Below are 18,563 nucleotides of genomic sequence, written 5' to 3'. Positions count from 1 at the left end.
TTTGACCGCACACGATAGTTCGACCACCGACCCCCGCGTTGTGGAATCTGAGATCGCCAAGGAACAGGCCCACGTCGACCGCGTCCGCGCCCAATTGGAGATCGCCGAGAACAAAGCCCGCATGCTAGCCAAGGCCGGCCAAGACATGTACCGCTCGGACCGCACCAGTTGGGTTCGTGAAGAGGACGGCACGGCGATGTTTGAACGCGACGCCTTCTCTTATAACGCGGCAAAGAGATTAGCGGTCCTTGACGCTGAGCATGAAGGTCTGGTCTTCGGCCGACTTGATCTGACTGACGACGAGGTGCGTCACATCGGGAGAATCGGGGTACGGGACGCTGACTATGAGCCTCTCGTCATCGACTGGCGTGCCCGCGCTGCCGAGCCCTTTTACCGAGCCACCCCGTCTGATCCGATGGGTGTTGTTCGTCGCCGCGTCTTGCGCTGTCGCGACGACAAGGTCCTCGGCATCGAAGATGACCTGCTGGATTCCACCTCGCAGGCGAATCTGCCGATTATCGGCGAGGGAGCCCTCATGGCATCTCTCTCTCGGGCCCGCGACACTCGAATGCATTCAATCGTCTCGACGATCCAGGCCGAACAGGATGAGGCCATTCGCGCCCCTTACCAAGGCGTAACGACGATTATGGGCGGACCCGGCACCGGCAAGACGGTCGTCGCTCTGCACCGCGCAGCATTCCTGCTTTATTCTCATCGCACTCGGCTGGAGAATGGCGGGGTGCTCGTCATCGGGCCGTCATCGGTTTTCATGAGCTACATCGAGCGGGTACTACCCAGCCTCGGGGAAGACTCCGTAACACTGCGCTCAATAGGCCAGGTACCGTCGGATATCCTGCACTTCTCCTCTGACCGCCTCGATGAGCCCCGTACTGCCAATATCAAGGGCAGCCTTGAGATGGTTGACGTCCTCACCCGACTGGTCAATTTGCCCATGTCGGCGGATCCCGATTCCTTGCAGCTGCGAGTAACGGTCAAAGGCGAGGTTCTTACCCTCGATGCCTCCATCCTCGCGACGACTCGTCAACGCATCCTCAAGCGTAATCGCTACAACGACGGCAGGGAGGCCGTCGAGGTCTCGCTGCGCGACCAGCTGTGGGCACGAGTCCCGGCCGATGTCCTCGCCGCCCATGACCTCACAAGGGACGATTTCGACGAGTTAGTGTCCTCCCAGGCATCCTGGCGGATGCTCCTCAACGCCTGGTGGCCCGCCCTGTCGGCCTCCGACGCCCTCGCTCGGTTGGCCGATCCCGCAGTCGCCGAAGCAGTGACCCCCTACTGGAACGAGGAAACCCGTCAGCTTCTCGTCAGCTCTATCCCGACCGAAGCGGATCGACGTGGACGACGCAACTGGTCAATAGCCGATATGGCCCTGCTCGACGAGTTGGCCGCTCTGCTCGGCCCAGTTCCCCCCGAGCCCGATGCTGACGACCCGGTCTTTATCGAGGGAGGTGACGCCGAGGAGCTCGTCACCCTCGGCGATCGTCTCCATGAGTCCCGCCACATTGACGAGGACGAGCCTCGCGATACCTTCGCTCACGTTCTCGTCGACGAGGCCCAAGACATCTCCCCCATGCAGTGGCGGATGATCGGACGTCGAGGCCGCCAGGCTTCCTGGACGATCGTCGGGGATCCCGCCCAGTCTGCCTTCCCCCATCCCAACCAGACCAGAGCGGCCTTGGACGAATTGGTTGGTAATTCCCCGTCACGCACCTTCACCCTGACCAAGAACTACCGTTCCCCGGCCGAGGTTTTCGATCTCGCCGCCGACGTGGTTGTCACCGTCCAGCCCGACGCTGATCTTCCACAGGCGGTGCGCTGGGTTGGTGTCCGTCCCACAGTGGTACGCACTGACGACCTATGGGCACAGGTGCGCTTGCAGCTGGACGAGATGCTCACATCGGTGGACGGGACGATCGGTCTGGTGTGCCCGGCTGGCCTCGTCGAGCAGGCGCGCCGACTTGTCGACGATCCGCGCATCATCACGGTGACGACCATGCAGGCCAAGGGTCTTGAGTACGATGGTGCAGTAGTCGTCGATCCCGAGCGCATCGTCTCCGAGACCGGTAATCCTGCCGGTGGTGTCCGGTTGCTCTACGTCGCTTTGACCCGCCCTACCCAACGGTTAGCGGTAGTCGGGCTCAGGAAGCAAAAATCGCCTCATCGTTCCGAGGCGAACCAGCCCGTTCGAGGCGCCGCCACGCCAGCATGGTCCGAAGCTCTGTGGTCGCACGAGACCTGTTGAGGGTGTAGTGGTGGAGGCCGAGAGCGCCAACATTAAAGAGCTCACAGCCCATGTCACGCACCCTCTCTACCGATGCATGCCTCTGGGTGAACCCACTTGACGAGGCGGACAAGCTCAGTAGCGTTAGGTAACCCCCAGGGATGGGCCACCCAAGGCTGTCCCGCCCCACCCAGCATGTCACCGCGAATAGCCAGGATGTGGTCGATCCTGGACTCGGCGTAATCAGCGACCATCTGCTCCACATCAGCTACCGATTGGGCGACGCAGGTGAGATGACCGACGGTACGCAGACCGGTCGACACCATGTGCTGGGTGCACCGCAAAGCGCGGTCACACCGCGACCCATTCGCTCCATAGGCCACTGAAATGAAGTCCGGTGCCATCCCACGAGAGCATCAGTGGCACTCCACAGCCGAGCGCTCGCTGTGAGGGTCATAAACCCGAAAGAGTGCACAGGGCGCTCCCCCAAGGCCAACAGGTCAGCAGTGGTCGGCTTCTGGGACTACATAGGTGCGAGGCTAGGCGGCGCTCCCACCAGGTGGGCCAGACGTCCAGCGTACGGACTCGTTTCCGACCATTCGACGCCTCTATGCTGGCGCTATGTACCCCTTTGATCCGTCCTCTCCAGTCAGCGCTGACTTCCGCGACTCCGTGAGCGCAAGGATCCTCTCCTTCCTCGACGACGAAAAGCGGGTCATTGACGCGATCGGCGCCGAGCTGTCCCCCGTTCTCGACGCCGCTCGTGATTACACCGCAGGCGGCAAACGATTGCGCCCGGCCTTCTGCTATTGGGGTCATGCAGCTGCGGCGGACCAACCCATTGAACCCACTGGCCTGTTACAGGCAGCGGCGAGCCTCGAGTTTCTGCACGTGTCCGCCTTGGTCCACGACGACCTCATGGACCACTCCGACACCCGACGTGGATTGCCTTCGGTGCACCGTCGTTTCGAGGCGGCCCATGGCATTGCCCACGGAGACGGACCCGCTGAGCAATTCGGATGTGACATCGCGATCTTGCTCGGCGACCTGCTACTCATGTGGTCGTCACAGATGTTCACGTCCGCCCCAGTCAAAGCTGACAGGCTGGCAGCAGCCACCCCACTGCTTGACGCCATGCGCACCGAGGTCACCTGCGGCCAGGTCCTCGACGTCACCTCACAGTCGGGGATGGCGGGGTCCGACTCCGAATCTGCTCTCGACCTGGTTGGCCGGGTTGTGGAGTACAAGTGCGCCTCTTACACGGTCGTTCGTCCATGTCAGATTGGTGTGGCCTTGGCTGGAGGCTCTGACCGTCTACAACAGACGATGGCCGACTTCGGCTCCCCCATCGGACGGGCCTTCCAGTACCGCGACGATCTTCTTGGCGTCTTCGGCGACGCCGAGCTGACTGGCAAGCCCGCTGGCGACGATCTGAGAGAAGGCAAGCGGACTGTGCTCGTCGCCCATGCGCTCGATCGGGCCGACTCCCACGACGCTGCTCGCTTGAAGTCGTTGCTGGGTCGCCCCGACCTCGACGATGACGACGTCGCCACCGCCCGTCGTATCATCGAGACAAGTGGAGCCCGGGAGGCTGTCGAGTCAACAATTGTGCAGTGCCACGACCATGCCGTCGCAGTTCTCGACGACGCCGAGATGACCGATGCCGGCCGAATTGCCCTGCGGGAATTAGCCCGCCAATGCGTCGAGCGTCATTTCTGATACCACGATCCCGCAGCCTGAGTTTCACACCAGGAGGAGAGCGAAACCGTTGACCTCGTCCTCATCGAGACGCTGACCAATGGCCTTAACTAGCCGACCCCAATCCTGGGGATTGTCGCGCTCAAAGGGCTGCCATCCGGTCCATAACACTGCCGTGTCTCCTCCCAGGTCAGCTAGGCAGTCACGCAGTGCGTCAAGGTTGTGTCCGTACCAGCTAGGAAATGACAGCGCGTGTCCAAAACCGGCAAGAACAGACCCTAAATCAGCGCCTCCGCTCATGTGCATGACGCGCCACCCAGCCTCGCGCCACGCCGTTGCCACCTTGATGGGGTCACAACTATGCGCCGGATCAACAAGAAGGATCCCTGAACCAATGGGGCCACCAGCTTCAGGACCTGAACCTGACTGAACGTCGACTGTCATCGGATGATCCTCTTAAACGTTGAGTAATGGTCCGGCGTCCAAAAACAGGTGGAGTCTGAACCGCACACGATGCGACGCGGTCCTCGACCCTGCGCTCCAGGAGTGGCGACGGTGTACTCGTGGTACCAGCCGTCCTTGTGATGAGGTAGTGCGCCACTGTTGTTGTGATAGACAATTCCGTCCCGGCTGAACGGAAAAGGCCCGCCGGAGTCAATGAGCTTGAGAGTCTGCCGAGCCTGGGTAGGCAGCTCGTTTTCCTGGATGGTGACCAGCCCAACAGACGACTGTGTGGTGGCCATGACGGTCATGGGGGCCGTGGTCGCGTTCGAGCCTGCCGCAGCTACATTACCGGGCGCTGAACAGCCTACGACGACAGCTGCTAGCAAGGTCACAATCCAGACGGACCACCGGTGAGACCGAAACCAGGTTGCAACAGTCATGGGATCAGCCTATGGACTCGCCGGTTCATCTTCCGATGCCCTCCGAGAGACTACGCATACACTTTGGAGTGGGCCGCACACCCCTTCTTCCCCGACCGTGCGTGAGGCGTAATCGTGAGCATGACCATGAGCACTGACCCCCTAGTGGGTCATACCCTCGAGGGTCGCTACGAGATCGTGTCCAAAATCGCTCGGGGCGGGATGGCGACCGTCTATCGAGCTCAAGATCTATGTCTTCCCCGCATCGTCGCAGTCAAGGTGATGCATGAGGGGCTCGATGCAGAACTCGCTGAGCGATTCGATTCCGAAGCGAAGGCCGCGGCCCGGCTCGTCAATCCCCATGTGGTATCAGTTTTCGACCAAGGAATGGACGGAGATCGTCCCTTCATCGTCATGGAGTACGTGCCCGGATGCACCCTACGCCACATCATCACCCAGGAAGCGCCGCTCACCCCGGTGCGCGCTTTGGATCTCCTCGAGCCAGTTGTCTCGGCCCTTGCCAGCGCCCACGAGGATGGCCTAGTGCATCGTGACGTCAAACCCGAAAACGTCCTCATCTCTGATCGTGGTCAGATCAAGGTGGCTGACTTTGGTCTGGCCCGAGCTGTAGGCAACCACACGATGTCAGCAACATCTGGGCAGCTCATTGGAACGGTGTCCTACATTCCACCTGAGCGGGTAACACGCGGTAGCTCCGATGAGCGTTCGGACATTTACTCAGCCGGCATTGTACTTTTTGAGATGCTCACTGGGCACAAGCCCCATACTGGCGATTCCCCCATTCAGGTGGCATGGGCCCACGTCAATAAGGATGTTCCCGCGCCCTCACAGTACCTGGCCAATGGCACCAAAGCTGAGCACGATATCGCATGGCTCGTTCCGGGATACCTGGACGGCTTGGTACGTGCCTGCACCTCGCGCGATCCCGGGAAGCGCCCTGCGAATGGGAGGGCCCTACTCGACCTTCTTCGTCGTGTACGTCACGCACTGACGACCGGCCGCACGGACGATCCGGCCCTGGCCGCCCTCCAGAACACAGTGCCCCAGCCGAATGCTGTCATCGCCAATCCGGTAGCTCATGCACCCGGAGGTTCAACAGATCGATCCGCCCGCAGACGGAACGAACCGGTACGACCTGGCACGGCGTCAGTTCCGCCATGGTCTCGCACTGGTACTCCGGTATCGCCACCTACACCGGTCTCAATTCCGGATTCTCCACTGTCTCCTATAGACTGCCCTCCGGGGCGCATACCGACGCAACCAGCCAACCACTCTCAGCCGCGTCCGCGGCCGATACACCGGCGTGCTACCCAACCGGCATCCCGTTCCAGGCTGGCTCAGGACGCTGTTCATCGTCGCCGCCGCGGCGTCATCGCGGCTGTCTTCATTGTCCTGGTGGCAGTGTTGTGCGCCTACCTCGTCTTTCACTTCACCTCTTCCCGGTACTCGGCGAGCGAGCTGCACAGTACAAATTCAGTCGCACGGACGTGCGTTCACGGGGAATCATCCTGCATGCACACCGTCTCACAAAATATTTGACGCCAATCTTGGTTGCGGGGCGAAGATTCTCCCGCGTATCATGTGATTCGTGGTTGGTTTTCGTTCTTCGCGCCTTGCTGTGCCCGCTCTCCTTCTCATGGCTGCTCTGTGGGGTTCGACCCTCGTCGTCATGAAGGGTATCTATGCCCACATGAGCCCCGAGAACCTGCTAGCGTGTCGTTTCGCCATGGCGGCCGCCGCATTCGGAATCCTCTTCCCGAAGGCCTGGCGCGCCAATATGCGCACCATAGCCAAGGGGGTTACCCTCGGCGTGCTCTTTGCTGCCGGTCAGCTACTTCAGGCCATTGGACTCGGGACCACTCAGGCTGCCATGAACGGGTTCATCACCAGTCTCTATGTGGTCTTCACACCGCTATTGGCCGCTGTGATCTTTCGCAAAAAGGTCTCCACCGCCATCTGGGGAGCTGTGGCACTGGCGACTGTCGGCATGGGAGTGCTGGCTCTTGATCCCTCTACCCTCGGTAGCGGATTCGGTATCGGTCAGCTACTGACTCTGGCTTCCGCCGTGGCCTACGCCGGCCACATCGTGGCAACTGGACGCTTCGCCAACCCGTCCAACGTCACATCCCTCGGGCTGTACCAAACGATCACCGTCGCCATCGTCTGCACCATTGCAGCCCTGCCTGGAGGTCTGAGCGCCCCCACCCACATGGAGGATTGGCTTGCCCTGGCCTACTTGGCCATCATCTGCGGCACTTTGACAACTTTCATGCAGAGCTGGGGTCAAGCCCGGGTGGAATCGACCCGGGCCGCCGTCATCATGTGCACTGAGCCGCTGTGGGGCGCCGTCTTCGCTATTGGTCTCGGCGGCGAGCCACTCACCGGGCGCATTACTATCGGCGGTATCGCCATCCTGGCCGCCATGGCCTTAGTCGTCCGTCCGCCTCGTCGTCGCCGCGGCGCACCGCAGCATCACACCGAGCCCCCGGTAGTCCAGGTCGATCCGGCCTGGGCTACGAGGTTCGGCACGGACCGCATGCTTTGATCCCCGGCCCCGGGGTCAGCCTTGCGGCACCTCCCACGGCTGGCCGTCGCGTAGATCGTGGAAGGTGGTCGACACCATCTCCTGATGCCGATCAAAGGACAGTTGCCAGCCCCGCTCATTAAGTAGCCCCTCATGGATGAGAAAACCGTGCCGAGCCCCCACCGACCTCGCGAAGTCGACAGTTTCTTTCATCGCAGCCCACGGGGCATGAGCCGGGCAAGCCAACACGTCAACACCACGCGGGGTCTCATCTAGTTCGTCACCAGGGTGGTACAGGATCGTCCCAAGCCCCTCACCGATGAGGTATCCGACATTGCCGATCGGTTCCAGATCACGATGAATGACGGCATGGTGGCCTCCTACCGCCTCAATTCTCACCTCACCGATCTGCAACACGTCGCCTGGGGCAACAGGGTCAGCGTCAAGAGCCGGAATCTCATGGCAGGCCCCTTCTTCAGCACGCACCACCGCACCTGAGTTCGCGTCGACTAAGGCACCGATGTGCTCTGGGTCGACGTGATCGGGATGGCGATGGGTGACAAGGATGGCATCGAGATCAGTAAGTCCACGCCAGGACTTACTGAGGTTACCGGGGTCGACGAGGATTCGCTGCCCAGCTGCTTCAACGAGGATGCAGGAGTGTCCCAGATGCGTAATTCTCATACCCTCAGTGTTCCGCCAGCATCACGCGGCGGCAACCAGTTCAGTCACATTCGCGACCGGAACAATCCCACCGATAGGGGCCTTGAGGGGAGCTCCGGATCGATCATAGGTCGATGCTGCGGAACCTTGCCAGCGGACTGACGGCATCGCGCTTGATACGGCCGTCAGCCAATCTCTCAGCGATGATGAAGGCCAGTTCCAAGGACTGGTTCCGGTTCAGACGTGGGTCACAGGCGGTCTCGTAGCGGTTTGTCAGATCGGACTCTGCTAGCTTGTCGACGCCGCCCAAGCACTCCGTGACGTCGTCCCCAGTCAACTCGATGTGCACACCGCCAGGCCAGGTACCTAACTCCTCATGGACGTCGAAGAACCCGTTAACCTCGTCGCACATGTCAGCAAACGACCGCGTCTTGTAGCCGTTATTCGTTTCGAAGGTGTTGCCGTGCATGGGGTCGCAGCTCCACACCACCTTGCGTCCAGTGGCTTCCACTGCCTCGATGACTCTCGGCAGGTTAGTACGCACAGCCTTGCTTCCCATTCGGGTGATGAAGGTCAGACGGCCAGGCTCATGGTCGGGGTCAAGGGCATCAGCGATAGCAACGGCGTCCTCCCCAGTCGTCGTCGGGCCAAGCTTGACCCCCAGCGGATTACGCACGTGGCGCAGGAACTCCACGTGAGCACCATCAATCTGACGGGTCCGCTCACCAATCCACAGCAAATGGCCAGAGCAATCGTAGGGTAGCTGGGAGCGCGAGTCGATCCGCGTCATAGCGTGCTCGTAGTCGATGAGCAGGGCTTCATGGCTAGCGTAAAAGTCAACGGTGGAGAGCTGATCGCCCTCGACTCCGCACGCCATCATGAACACCAACGCCCGTTCGATCTCCGCGGCCAGCGCCTCGTAACGAGCTTCCACATTGGAGTTACGCACAAAGTCAGCGTTCCATGCGTGAATGCCGCGAAGATCCGCAAAACCGCCGGTAGCGAAAGCTCGTACCAAGTTGAGAGTAGCTGCCGAAGCGTTGTACACCCCAATCAAACGCTTAGGATCATGCTCCCGAGCTTCCGGTGTGAACTCGAATCCGTTTACGGCGTCACCTCGGTAACTGGGCAGAGTGAGGCCGCGACGGGTCTCGGTGTCCTTAGATCTCGGCTTGGCGTACTGCCCAGCAATGCGACCCACCTTGACCACCGGAAGCTGACCTGCGTAGGTCATGACGACCGCCATTGACAGTAGTACTCGCAGCTTACTCTTAATGTTGTCGGCGTTTACCCCTGCAAAAGTCTCAGCACAATCGCCGCCTTGCAGCAAAAATGCCTTGCGGTTAGCCACTGCCGCAAGATAGGCACGAAGGTCATCGCATTCTCCGGCAAAGACCAACGGAGGCAAACTACGTAGCTGGTTGACGACCTCAGCGGTTGCCTGAGGATCGGGGTACGACGGCTGTTGCACCCGTGGCAGGGCATTGAGGGCCTCAAGACTGGGAACGCTCTGAGACATGGCGGGGATTCTACTTCCCACCATGACCTTCTTCAGTTCCGTTCCACCCCTCTGACGAGGCTAAGCCACCGCATCCGAAACACCAGCCCTGGGATTTTCACCTACCTGGATGAATATCGCGCTCAGCAAGCCGATCGGCCAAGGAAGCTTGTCGAGCTTGAAGCTGAGCGGCGAGACGGGCGTTCTCCTCCTCCCGGGCCAGTTCCTCGGCATCGCGAGCGCTCTCCTCTCGCGATCGCTCCTCAGCATCGCGACGATGCCTCCTACGGTCACGACGCAACTTTCGCATCTGAAACAGCCAGATGATCGGGTGAGGCCGTTGATCTGCCCGCACTGCTGGATAGTCCTGGTACGGCAAGCCTGTGAGCTTGCATAAGGCGAGCGCGACATCGTCAGCTGCAGCCCGCAAGACAGCGTGAGAATGGGGTGTCGCCGCGTGACGCGACATATCAACCGATGTTCCCAGGCTGAGCTGTCCCGCAACAACCTGAGCCGGCACGACGAGGGCTTCAGCATCGAGAGCCAGCCGCGCTACCTCAACGTCTAGACGATGAACCTGACTAGCCCAACTGCGTATCCCCTCGGGAGCCATAAGGACTACAGAGCCCTCGCATAAGTGGCGTAGAGCCTCAGCGTGGGCCTGAGTTCTCTCCATCCGACGACCGGACATGACATACACCTTGCTGACGCGTCCCGACAGGCAATGTTCGGCCGCAGCAAGATCACCGGGCCGATGCAGATGGATAGCGACGATGGTTGGTTGGGCAGGAAGAGGATGACCCGTCATCTCACCATGGGATCGACGCAACCACTTCATGACATCAGGCCTTCGTCACACGAGGCGGGGGCAGGGGCTTGCCGCCGGGCCTTGGTTTCACAAATTTCGAGACATCTTTGCCCTTGAGGTTGCCATGCTTGACCCGGAAACCATAAACATCAACGTAGCTCTGTCCGGTGAGATCGCTGATAGCACCCATGACCTCATCAGTAACCCACCGTAGGACGGCCGTTTCCTCAGTGCGGTCTGCCAGCACGTCGAAGTGCATCGGTTTACCGAAGATGAGGGTCGGATGGTCGAGCAGCGGGATACCCAACACCTTGCGTCTCACTGTCGTTCCGCTGATACCTACTGGGACCACAGGGGCTCCAGACCCCAGAGTCATCCGGGCGACGCCGGTCTTACCCTTGTATAAGCGACCATCTGATGAGCGGGTTCCCTCCGGGAAAATTCCGACGAGGCCCCCCTCGGCAAGTCGGCGTTCTACTGAACCCATGGCATTGACGCTAGTACGGCCACCCGAGCGATCCAGCGGCACCTGCTCGACTGCGCGCAAGAACCACGCGACGACCTTCGACCATAAGCCTCGGTCGCCAGCAAAAAGCTCTTTCTTCGCCGGATAGGTGAGTTTTCTGTCAATCATGGACGCGACGATGATGGGATCCAGGGCCGCAATGTGGTTGCACGCCAGGATCACCCCTCCTTCGGTGGGAATGTTCTCCTTACCGACGACGCGGGGGTGCCACAAGGCTCGCACTCCTGGTCCAAAGAGCGCATACTTGAAGAACTCGTACCACATGGGGCCTCCTCGGCGACCAAGCCTAGCGGCACCTCGAGTTCCCTAATGGGTGGAGGGATATGGAACACGACGGCAACGATGTCGATGCCGCCTTTGAAGCGCTCATCGCTCGCGAATTTGGGGAGGTCGTCACCGCCCCAGGTCGTCCTCGCCCGAATGGTTTACCGGCCCAACGGGCGCCGGCCCATATTCCGCAAGAGCCACCCCGTGACGCCGACGAGATGGATGAGCCGCTGCCCATGGAACCGGCAGCACCTCCCAGTCCAACGACGAAGGTGGGATTGGTTCTGGTGGCGATATGCATCGTTGCCGTCCTGCTGGACATGAGCGGAGTCAATGTGCCCCAAACCACGCTGATACTAGCCATCGCATCCGGAGGAGCAGGGATTAGCCTGCTCATCTGGCGGGCCATCACTCGGGCAGACCGCGATGATGAAGGCCCCTGGGGAAACCACTCACGTTTGTAGCGAGTCACTTGTCCCGAACAACCGGACCGGCGAGAGTTTCACTCAGGCTCTGACGCAAAGTACGGCGTGGCTTGCGGACAGCAGTACGACGACGTGGCCAGAACCCGCGAGCCATGCCCGGCGGTTCGTTGATGGAGTGGCGAGCCAAGTCTGCGGCGCCGATAAGCCCAGCATCGTTACCGAAATGTGCCTTCTGAATATCGGCCATCGGGCGGAACCCCCGGCCCGTCAGCGTGCGGGCATATACAGTGCGCGCAGGTTCAAGCAAGAGGTCTCCGGCGGCGCTCACTCCCCCACCAATGACAAAGAGATCTGGATCTAAGGCTGCTGCCAAGTTCGCCATTCCACGGCCCAGCCAGATGCCAATGTCTGCAATGAGCTCAATGGCAAGACGATCGCCATCGACCGCTGCGCGTGTGACATCAGGACCAATGAGGTTGCCCGGATTGCGGTCAGCTACATAACCCAACAGATCCTGAGCACCGGGAGCTCCCTCGGCAAGCAACGCTCGAGCATCCCTCACGAGGGAATTTCCGGAAGCGTATTGCTCCCAGCAACCACGGTTGCCACATGGGCACCAGTGGCCATCGGGAACCACCGTCATATGTCCGAATTCTCCGGCCATGCCGTATCGGCCGCGGAACATCCGCCCATTGATAACGAGTGCACCCCCGATACCCGTTCCCAACGTCAGGCACACCATGACCCGTGATCCTTGTCCGGCTCCGAACCGGAACTCAGCCCACGCGGCCGCATTGGCGTCATTATCGACGAGAACAGGCACAGTGATGCGCTCAGACAGACGATCGCGCAGCGGCTCATTACGCCATGCTAAATGCGGGGAAAACCGCACGAGCGCCTGTTCAGTGTCTATCCAGCCGGCTGCCCCGATGCCTACAGCACAGATAGGGAGGTTACGAGCCAATTCACGGACCGACTCAACGATAGCGTCCTCAACAGCCTCGGGGCTGCGCGAGGGTGTCAGGCGCTGAATACGCCGAACAATCTGGCCACTTTCATCTACGACACCAGCGGCAACCTTCGTGCCGCCAATATCTATGCCAACGCTAAGCAATGAAAATCAGCCGAAACGACGCGCGCCCTGGTATGAGGACTGTTGCGCTAGAACGGAGACTTTGATGCCAGTTCGCGGACTGGAGGCGTGAATAAACTTGCCATCACCGATGTACATACCGACATGGGTAATGCCCGGGTAGAAGAAGACCAAGTCGCCAGGCTGCAAATCGGAGGTCGATACGGGGGTGCCGGCTGCGTACTGAGCAGCCGCGGTGCGGGGAAGGCTAACCCCAGCCTTGCCCCAGGAAGCCATCATGAGGCCAGAGCAATCGTAGCCGGTCGGGCCAGTGCCGCCCCAGATGTAGGGCTTACCGAGTTGAGCCAGCGCGAAACTGAGGGCGCTCTGAGCGCGCGATGAAACCCCATGAGAGGGGTCAGGAATCGGCACTTGACTACCAGCTTGGGAAGCCTGGGTAGAACTGCTGGACGGCTGTCCCAGGGCGCTCTGCTGATCGGTGGGACGTCCGGTAGACCGGGACACCGCATGTGCAGCAGCGGCCTGGGCCTCAGCAGTTTGTTGACGCTCAAGTTCAGCGCGCTGCTGGGCAGTCAGACGGTCAACAACCTGCTTGGCCTCCTGCTCCTTCTTCTTCGCGTCGGCCAACAGCTTGGCCTGTTGATTACGCTGACTCTCAATTGTCGCGCGATCAGCCTCAGCCTGGGACTTCATGGATTTCAGTCTGGCCTGCTCAGCCTGGAAATCCTGGAACTGCACGCTGGTGCGCTCCGTGACGTTTTGAATGGTCGCCAATTTGGACAGGAACTGCCCAGAGTCGCCACTTGCCACAAGCTGAGTAGCCATTGAGACACCGCCGCCGCTCTGGTAGTCACTCAGCGCGACGCGACCGAGAGCCTTGCGCATGGTGGCAACCTTGTCTGACTGGGCCTTAAGGTCTCTTTGCGAACGATCGAGATCCTTCTGAGCTTTGTCGAGGGCAGCCTGGGCCTCGGTGTAGTCCTCCTGTACTTTCGAGGTCTGCTCATCGAGCTGAGCCAAGCGAACCTTCGCCTGATCAATAGGATCAGGAGCGGCCTGAGCCCCCGGATCAACCGATGCCACTGTGCCGAGAAGGATTGCCCCCGTAATGGCAGCAAATGCGACGCCGCGTCCACGTCGAGGTGCGCCACCGCTCACCTGAGAAGCTCCATACCTGTGCTCCACTGTCTACCCTTCACCATCACCTGACCGCCCCTCGCCGCGTCATCACGCGGTGCGAGCCAAGTCATCCGTCCACCTGTGATTTGGTCGATCGGACCAGGACCGTCCCTGCCGACTGAGAGAATCTTATGCGGTCCTCAGGAGCGGGGCAACTTGTTACCAAAAACCGCTCACCATGACGCTCGCTCGCCACCTCCATCCACATGGAATACCGCGCTGACTAGGTTGTTCTCCGTACTCTGCTTGTATTCGCGGCGTTTTTGTCGCCACGCCTACCTACCGTGCCGATTATGAGCGCCGTGCCCCTTCAACCGTCTTTCGACGACCTGGGAACTTCCCTGTCCGAAGTCACCTTCTGCGTCGTCGACCTTGAGACTACCGGTACTAGCGAGGGCTCCCAGATCACCGAGATCGGAGCCGTGAAAGTGTGTGGAGGCCGCGTCGAAGGCGAGTTTCAAACCCTCGTCTGCCCAACCGGGCCTATCCCAGCTTCGGTACAGGTCCTCACCGGCATCACGCACGCCATGGTGCGCTCGGCTCCATCATTGAGCGCTGTACTACCTAGCTGGTTAGAGTTTAGTCGCAGCACGGCACTTGTAGCACACAATGCTCGTTTTGATATTGGTTTCCTTCAACGCGCCTACGCTCAACATGATTATCCCTGGGGCGACCCAGCCGTCGTCGACACCCTCGCGTTAGCTCGGTCAGTGCTTGCCCGCGGAGAGGTCCGAAATTACAAGCTCAGCACCTTATCTCGGCTATTCCACACCACGACGACGCCCTCACACCGCGCCCTTGCCGATGCGAGGGCCACCGTCGACGTCCTTCACGGACTCATCGACAGAGTCGGCAATCTCGGCGTGACGACCCTTGAAGACCTCTTAGAAATGACCCATCGGGTACCGCAGGCTCGGCGTCGCCGACGGGTGTGGGCTAAGGACCTTACCGAAGGGCCCGGAGTCTATTGGTTTTGCCTGGATAAACCTGCACCAGCACATCCGGAGGTCCTTTATGTCGGTAAGTCGGTCAACATCCGACGCCGAGTATCCCAATACTTCACAGCATCGGAAACACGACGCCGCATGGACGAGATGGTGCGAATAGCTACCGGCGTCAAAGCTCGCGAGTGCTCTACTCAGCTAGAAGCGGGGGTACGCGAACTACGCCTCATTGACGCTCACCAACCGCGCTACAACCATCGCTCTCGTCGGCAAGGATCGGTGTGGTGGGTTACCCTCACTCATGAGGCTCACCCGAGACTCGCCGTCGTGCAGCGAGCTCACCGCGATTCCCAACCGCCGTGGGGCCCTTTCATTAGCCGTCAAGCAGCGACTCGCGCGGCGATCATACTGGCTGAAGCTTTTGGCCTGCGACAGTGCAGTGGAGCTATGTCACGGCACCCTGATGGCTGTCCTCTCGCAGAGATGGGCCGTTGCTCAGCCCCATGTTTGAACCCCTACGTCGACTACTCCACCATCGTCGGCTTTGCTCGTCTCGCCATGACTGGCGACGTTCGCGACCTCACTGATCGGCTTGCTCAACGCATCGCACGGCTGTCCGCGGCAGAACGTTTCGAAGAGGCCGCAGAGTTCACCGAAGACGCCCAAGAGGTGCTGCGTGCCACCCGACGTCGTTCCCGACTGGTCTCTCTGGCATCCTGCCCTGAAATTGTCGCGGCGCGGCGCGATGGCGCCTCCTGGGAGATCCACGTCATTCGACATGGCCGCTTAGCGGGAGCTGGACGATGCCGTCTGGGTATTGATCCAATGCCCATTATTGACGCAGTGTGTGCCACCGCAGAAACCGTTTCTGCTCCGCCGGCCGGGCTACCAGCCTGCACTATTGAGGAGGCCGAGCTAGTGGCTTCCTGGTTTGAAGAACCTGGGGTGCGGCTAGTTGACGTCATCGGAGAATGGTCCTGGCCCGCCCATTGCTGGATGGACACCGATGATCTCGCTGCCCGGGTAGCCGCCTTACATCACCCAGGTCACAACGAGAGCGACGAGACAGACAGCCAAGACCGCCAGGCCCGCCCCCAGCTGACGCCGGTATGACGACCACCGAGTCTGCAACCATGCCCAACCAGAAACGGCTCCCACAACGACCGCCCCGATGTCAGCAACCCATGTATTGGAACCGACGACAATTGCCCAGATGATGAACATCGTTAATAACACGATGTCGGCACGAATGTCCTGCTTTTGAACGTATTTGACGACAGCCGATGCCGCCATCAACCCAAACAGACCGCACATCGACCCCTCAAAGGAGTACAGCACCCCAGCCAGGCTGATGGCCGCTGACCCACCCACGCCACATAACAGGTACAGGAACGCAAACTGTACTGAGCCGATCATGGGCTCAATCTGGTACCCGATGAGAACAAGGAGCAGGCCGGTGAGGACTGCACTGATAACCGAGGAGGTCGTCAAGGAGAAGACGAGTGGCCGCCAGACCTGGAAGTCAAAAGCCCTGGCAGACCCTGACGCCAACAGCGACGACAGCGGCGTCAATCGCGCCGCGATCGCGATGAGCAGGGTCACGACGGCCATAGCTACCGACGCCGGACACCTCAAAGGAACCGGACGGACGGGATGTTCACTCCAGCGGTCGAGCATGAATCTCCTCTGGCTCATGACCGTCAATCACAGGGAAATCAGAATATTCAGAATACTTGGAGGGGCCTCGAGGTGCGGTCACCTCGAGGCAGTATCCATTCCTACCAGGCTGACTACTCAGGCCAGCTCGACGCTTTCAATAACGACCGGCTCGACCGGACGGTCCATGCGGCCAGTGCGGACCTGGGCGATCTCGTCGACGACCTTTCGGGACTCTTCGTCAGCGACTTCACCAAAGATGGTATGACGACGGTTGAGGTGCGGCGTCGGGGCCACAGTGATGAAGAACTGGGACCCATTGGTACCCGGACCGGCATTGGCCATAGCCAGCAAGTAGGGCTTCGAGAAAGTGAGCTCTGGGTGAAACTCGTCGGCGAATCGGTACCCGGGACCGCCGGTACCGGTGCCGAGCGGGCAGCCGCCCTGAATCATGAACCCGTCAATGACGCGGTGGAAGGTCAAGCCGTCGTAGAACTTACCAGTGGTCGGCTGACCGGTGTGCGGATCGACGTACTCCTTCGTGCCGCCGGCCAGACCGACGAAATTGTCGACAGTCTTGGGAGCCTGATCGGCAAAGAGGTTAAGGACGATGTCGCCATGATTGGTGCGCAGAGTCGCGGTAGAGGCCACCTGCCTGCCTTCCTGTGAGAAACGATGTGGTCCCTTCTAGAATACTGACTGTTGCGTCAAACCGATCGGAATTGTTCCGCCAGCCGCCGTTTGGGACCACGAATCTCTGGTCTATGGACCATTTGGTCGATACCGTGGAAGGTGCTCGATCACGAGCCATATCCCATACGAATTGGAGGAACCGTGTCCTGCAAGAAGAAAGCTTCCCGCAAGACCGCCGCCGCAAGCAGCCCCAGCACGCTCAAGGAGCAGCGTGCCCAGGCGCTGGAGACCGCCGCCGCATACCTCGCCGCCGCCCAGGACAAGGCTGCTCCGCTGGCCGCGCAAGTCAACGACAAGCTCGGTCCCTTGACGGATCAGATCTCGGACAAGCTTGGTCCCCTCTCTGATCAGGCTGTTGAGGCTAGCAAAAAGGCCCTTGACGCCTCGAAGGAGTACACCCAGGAGAAGGTCGTTCCAGCCCTTAATCAGGCTTATGACACCTTCCAGAAGGATGTCTTGCCTGACCTTGAGGAGCGTGCCGAGAAGGTCATCTCTCACCCAGCCGTTGAGGAAGCCACCCGCCGTGGACAGGCTGCCTTCTCAGCCCTCAAGGGCGAGTCGACCGAACTGGCGGCCAAAGCCGGCATCGAGACGAAATCGGTCAAGAAGGCCAAGCACCGCAGCAAGTTTGGCAAGGTGTTCGGCACTCTCGCCGTCCTCGGCGGCATTTCTGCTGCGGTAGTTGTGGCCAGCCGCCGCTTCCTGAGCTCTTCCGACGACGGTTGGACAGCCCACGAGCCCAAGGTCACCTACTCTTGGACCCCTGGCGATAAGGACAACACCGACAGCCCCGCCCCGAACACTGACGAGAAACTCAAGGACACGCCATCCCCCAAACCCGAGACCAGCCGCGGTTCGAAGCCCGTTGCCAAACCGGCAGATAAGCCCGAGCCGAAGGAGGACAAGTCGGTTCCGGCTGACCCGGTCGCCGCCATGGCCGATGAGGGTGGCCCGGCTGCTGCTGCACCGGAGACTACCGCCGAGACCACTGCTTTCGTTGACGAGGGTGCCCGCTCCGAGACCACGACCAAGGATGGTGCGGTCAAGGCTCCTGAACAGGGCACGAAGGATGAGGGCAATAAGGCCACCTCATACGTCGGGGATAACCCGCCCGAGGGCTACGTGATTAAGGGCAACGACCGCTCGATGAAGTACCACGTCCCGGGCTCGGGTGGTTACGACCGCACCATTGCTGATGTGTGGTTTGCCACCGAGGAGGCTGCCCAGGCTGCCGGGTTCACCAAGGCCCAGCGCTGAGAGCCATTCCCGCCATCTCGACGGGGCTCGCCACCATGGTGGCGAGCCCCGTCGTCGCATATTTTCGTGCCAGCGCGTCAGGGGCGGAATGACAACGTTCAGATTCCGAAACAGCCCGAACAAACCCTAGCGTTAATTGTGATATGTATCACTATAAGTGACACGATACGTAACAGTTTTATAACAACACGCTATCGATGTCACGA

At 60.4% G+C, this 18,563-nt stretch carries 19 protein-coding genes; 8 read left to right on the top strand and 11 right to left on the bottom strand.

Features of this window, described 5'->3' with window-relative positions; all coding sequences use genetic code 11:
- Positions 1 to 40 precede the first annotated feature (40 nt).
- On the top strand, positions 41 to 2,263 hold the full coding sequence (locus CPA42_RS04025) for a HelD family protein (protein WP_002519131.1): 2,223 nt from the start codon (positions 41 to 43) through the stop codon (positions 2,261 to 2,263).
- Between the two features lie 53 nt (positions 2,264 to 2,316).
- Here CPA42_RS04025 and CPA42_RS12845 read toward each other — a convergent pair whose 3' ends face one another.
- On the bottom strand, positions 2,317 to 2,646 hold the full coding sequence (locus CPA42_RS12845; protein WP_002515233.1) for a methylenetetrahydrofolate reductase: 330 nt from the start codon (positions 2,644 to 2,646) through the stop codon (positions 2,317 to 2,319).
- A 217-nt stretch (positions 2,647 to 2,863) separates the two neighbouring features.
- Here CPA42_RS12845 and CPA42_RS04015 point away from each other — a divergent pair, with 217 nt between their 5' ends.
- On the top strand, positions 2,864 to 3,961 hold the full coding sequence (locus CPA42_RS04015; RefSeq protein ID WP_002515272.1) for a polyprenyl synthetase family protein: 1,098 nt from the start codon (positions 2,864 to 2,866) through the stop codon (positions 3,959 to 3,961).
- A gap of 24 nt (positions 3,962 to 3,985) precedes the next feature.
- On the opposite strand, the gene CPA42_RS04010 is transcribed toward CPA42_RS04015, so the two are convergent.
- Together CPA42_RS04010 and CPA42_RS04005 are read right to left on the bottom strand one after the other, a co-directional pair.
- Positions 3,986 to 4,384 carry a barstar family protein gene (locus tag CPA42_RS04010; RefSeq protein ID WP_002515255.1) on the bottom strand — a complete coding sequence of 133 codons (399 nt, stop codon included), beginning with the start codon at positions 4,382 to 4,384 and terminating at the stop codon, positions 3,986 to 3,988.
- On the bottom strand, positions 4,381 to 4,824 hold the full coding sequence (locus tag CPA42_RS04005; protein WP_002515268.1) for a guanyl-specific ribonuclease: 444 nt from the start codon (positions 4,822 to 4,824) through the stop codon (positions 4,381 to 4,383). The genes CPA42_RS04010 and CPA42_RS04005 overlap by 4 nt, the downstream gene beginning before the upstream one ends.
- Before the next feature lie 120 nt (positions 4,825 to 4,944).
- On the opposite strand from CPA42_RS04005, the gene CPA42_RS04000 reads away from it, so the two are divergent.
- Both CPA42_RS04000 and CPA42_RS03995 read left to right on the top strand, forming a co-directional pair.
- A complete protein-coding gene (locus tag CPA42_RS04000) occupies positions 4,945 to 6,363 on the top strand; it encodes a protein kinase domain-containing protein (protein WP_002525463.1) in 1,419 nt (472 codons plus the stop codon).
- A gap of 49 nt (positions 6,364 to 6,412) precedes the next feature.
- Entirely contained in the window at positions 6,413 to 7,369 is a 957-nt protein-coding gene (locus tag CPA42_RS03995; RefSeq protein WP_002515216.1) for a DMT family transporter, read from the top strand.
- Positions 7,370 to 7,384: 15 nt separating this feature from the next.
- Here the strand turns inward: CPA42_RS03995 and CPA42_RS03990 are convergent, their stop codons facing one another.
- The 4 genes from CPA42_RS03990 to CPA42_RS03975 form a co-directional block, all read right to left on the bottom strand.
- Positions 7,385 to 8,032 (bottom strand): MBL fold metallo-hydrolase, encoded by a 648-nt coding sequence (locus CPA42_RS03990; RefSeq protein ID WP_002515285.1) that lies wholly within the window; start codon positions 8,030 to 8,032, stop codon positions 7,385 to 7,387.
- A gap of 103 nt (positions 8,033 to 8,135) precedes the next feature.
- On the bottom strand, positions 8,136 to 9,554 hold the full coding sequence (locus tag CPA42_RS03985; protein WP_002519136.1) for a class II 3-deoxy-7-phosphoheptulonate synthase: 1,419 nt from the start codon (positions 9,552 to 9,554) through the stop codon (positions 8,136 to 8,138).
- A gap of 73 nt (positions 9,555 to 9,627) precedes the next feature.
- Positions 9,628 to 10,185 carry a lysophospholipid acyltransferase family protein gene (locus CPA42_RS03980; RefSeq protein WP_002519137.1) on the bottom strand — a complete coding sequence of 186 codons (558 nt, stop codon included), beginning with the start codon at positions 10,183 to 10,185 and terminating at the stop codon, positions 9,628 to 9,630.
- Positions 10,186 to 10,351: 166 nt separating this feature from the next.
- Entirely contained in the window at positions 10,352 to 11,107 is a 756-nt protein-coding gene (locus CPA42_RS03975) for a lysophospholipid acyltransferase family protein (RefSeq protein WP_002515236.1), read from the bottom strand.
- A 59-nt stretch (positions 11,108 to 11,166) separates the two neighbouring features.
- Here CPA42_RS03975 and CPA42_RS03970 point away from each other — a divergent pair, with 59 nt between their 5' ends.
- A complete protein-coding gene (locus CPA42_RS03970) occupies positions 11,167 to 11,574 on the top strand; it encodes a hypothetical protein (RefSeq protein ID WP_002515273.1) in 408 nt (135 codons plus the stop codon).
- A 4-nt stretch (positions 11,575 to 11,578) separates the two neighbouring features.
- On the opposite strand, the gene CPA42_RS03965 is transcribed toward CPA42_RS03970, so the two are convergent.
- Both CPA42_RS03965 and CPA42_RS03960 read right to left on the bottom strand, forming a co-directional pair.
- Positions 11,579 to 12,649 (bottom strand): ROK family glucokinase, encoded by a 1,071-nt coding sequence (locus tag CPA42_RS03965; protein ID WP_002515305.1) that lies wholly within the window; start codon positions 12,647 to 12,649, stop codon positions 11,579 to 11,581.
- A 6-nt stretch (positions 12,650 to 12,655) separates the two neighbouring features.
- Positions 12,656 to 13,786, bottom strand: coding sequence for a C40 family peptidase (locus tag CPA42_RS03960; RefSeq protein ID WP_002515294.1), 1,131 nt, complete (start codon positions 13,784 to 13,786; stop codon positions 12,656 to 12,658).
- A gap of 177 nt (positions 13,787 to 13,963) precedes the next feature.
- Here CPA42_RS03960 and CPA42_RS03950 point away from each other — a divergent pair, with 177 nt between their 5' ends.
- Complete coding sequence (locus CPA42_RS03950; RefSeq protein WP_002519139.1) at positions 13,964 to 14,104, top strand: hypothetical protein; 141 nt, start codon at positions 13,964 to 13,966, stop codon at positions 14,102 to 14,104.
- Positions 14,101 to 15,864, top strand: a complete 1,764-nt coding sequence (locus CPA42_RS03945) for a DEDD exonuclease domain-containing protein (RefSeq protein ID WP_002520378.1) — start codon at positions 14,101 to 14,103, stop codon at positions 15,862 to 15,864. Before CPA42_RS03950 ends, CPA42_RS03945 begins: the two co-directional genes overlap by 4 nt.
- Here CPA42_RS03945 and CPA42_RS03940 read toward each other — a convergent pair.
- Both CPA42_RS03940 and CPA42_RS03935 read right to left on the bottom strand, forming a co-directional pair.
- On the bottom strand, positions 15,784 to 16,362 hold the full coding sequence (locus tag CPA42_RS03940; protein WP_002519141.1) for a rhomboid family intramembrane serine protease: 579 nt from the start codon (positions 16,360 to 16,362) through the stop codon (positions 15,784 to 15,786). The genes CPA42_RS03945 and CPA42_RS03940 overlap by 81 nt on opposite strands.
- A 183-nt stretch (positions 16,363 to 16,545) precedes the next feature.
- Positions 16,546 to 17,058, bottom strand: coding sequence for a peptidylprolyl isomerase (locus CPA42_RS03935; protein ID WP_002515318.1), 513 nt, complete (start codon positions 17,056 to 17,058; stop codon positions 16,546 to 16,548).
- A gap of 183 nt (positions 17,059 to 17,241) precedes the next feature.
- Here CPA42_RS03935 and CPA42_RS03930 point away from each other — a divergent pair, with 183 nt between their 5' ends.
- Positions 17,242 to 18,357: a sunset domain-containing protein gene (locus CPA42_RS03930; protein ID WP_024513549.1), complete on the top strand. Its 1,116-nt coding sequence runs from the start codon at positions 17,242 to 17,244 to the stop codon at positions 18,355 to 18,357.
- The last annotated feature ends 206 nt before the right edge of the window (positions 18,358 to 18,563 follow it).

This window comes from Cutibacterium acnes (genome assembly GCF_003030305.1).
GTDB classification, from domain to species: domain Bacteria; phylum Actinomycetota; class Actinomycetes; order Propionibacteriales; family Propionibacteriaceae; genus Cutibacterium; species Cutibacterium acnes.
Note: the sequence above shows the minus strand (reverse complement) of the source record. Positions and strands in the feature narration are given on the sequence as shown.

Excerpts from the sequence above, each read along its gene's own strand:
- CPA42_RS04000 (WP_002525463.1), top strand. The coding sequence starts at position 4,945 with ATGACCATGAGCACTGACCCCCTAGTGGGTCATACCCTCGAGGGTCGC.
- CPA42_RS03980 (WP_002519137.1), bottom strand. The coding sequence starts at position 10,185 with ATGGAGAGAACTCAGGCCCACGCTGAGGCTCTACGCCACTTATGCGAG.
- CPA42_RS04010 (WP_002515255.1), bottom strand. The coding sequence starts at position 4,384 with ATGACAGTCGACGTTCAGTCAGGTTCAGGTCCTGAAGCTGGTGGCCCC.
- CPA42_RS03990 (WP_002515285.1), bottom strand. The coding sequence starts at position 8,032 with ATGAGAATTACGCATCTGGGACACTCCTGCATCCTCGTTGAAGCAGCT.
- CPA42_RS03970 (WP_002515273.1), top strand. The coding sequence starts at position 11,167 with ATGGAACACGACGGCAACGATGTCGATGCCGCCTTTGAAGCGCTCATC.
- CPA42_RS03945 (WP_002520378.1), top strand. The coding sequence starts at position 14,101 with ATGAGCGCCGTGCCCCTTCAACCGTCTTTCGACGACCTGGGAACTTCC.
- CPA42_RS03940 (WP_002519141.1), bottom strand. The coding sequence starts at position 16,362 with ATGGCCGTCGTGACCCTGCTCATCGCGATCGCGGCGCGATTGACGCCG.
- CPA42_RS03985 (WP_002519136.1), bottom strand. The coding sequence starts at position 9,554 with ATGGTGGGAAGTAGAATCCCCGCCATGTCTCAGAGCGTTCCCAGTCTT.
- CPA42_RS04015 (WP_002515272.1), top strand. The coding sequence starts at position 2,864 with ATGTACCCCTTTGATCCGTCCTCTCCAGTCAGCGCTGACTTCCGCGAC.
- CPA42_RS04005 (WP_002515268.1), bottom strand. The coding sequence starts at position 4,824 with ATGACTGTTGCAACCTGGTTTCGGTCTCACCGGTGGTCCGTCTGGATT.
- CPA42_RS12845 (WP_002515233.1), bottom strand. The coding sequence starts at position 2,646 with ATGGCACCGGACTTCATTTCAGTGGCCTATGGAGCGAATGGGTCGCGG.
- CPA42_RS03975 (WP_002515236.1), bottom strand. The coding sequence starts at position 11,107 with ATGTGGTACGAGTTCTTCAAGTATGCGCTCTTTGGACCAGGAGTGCGA.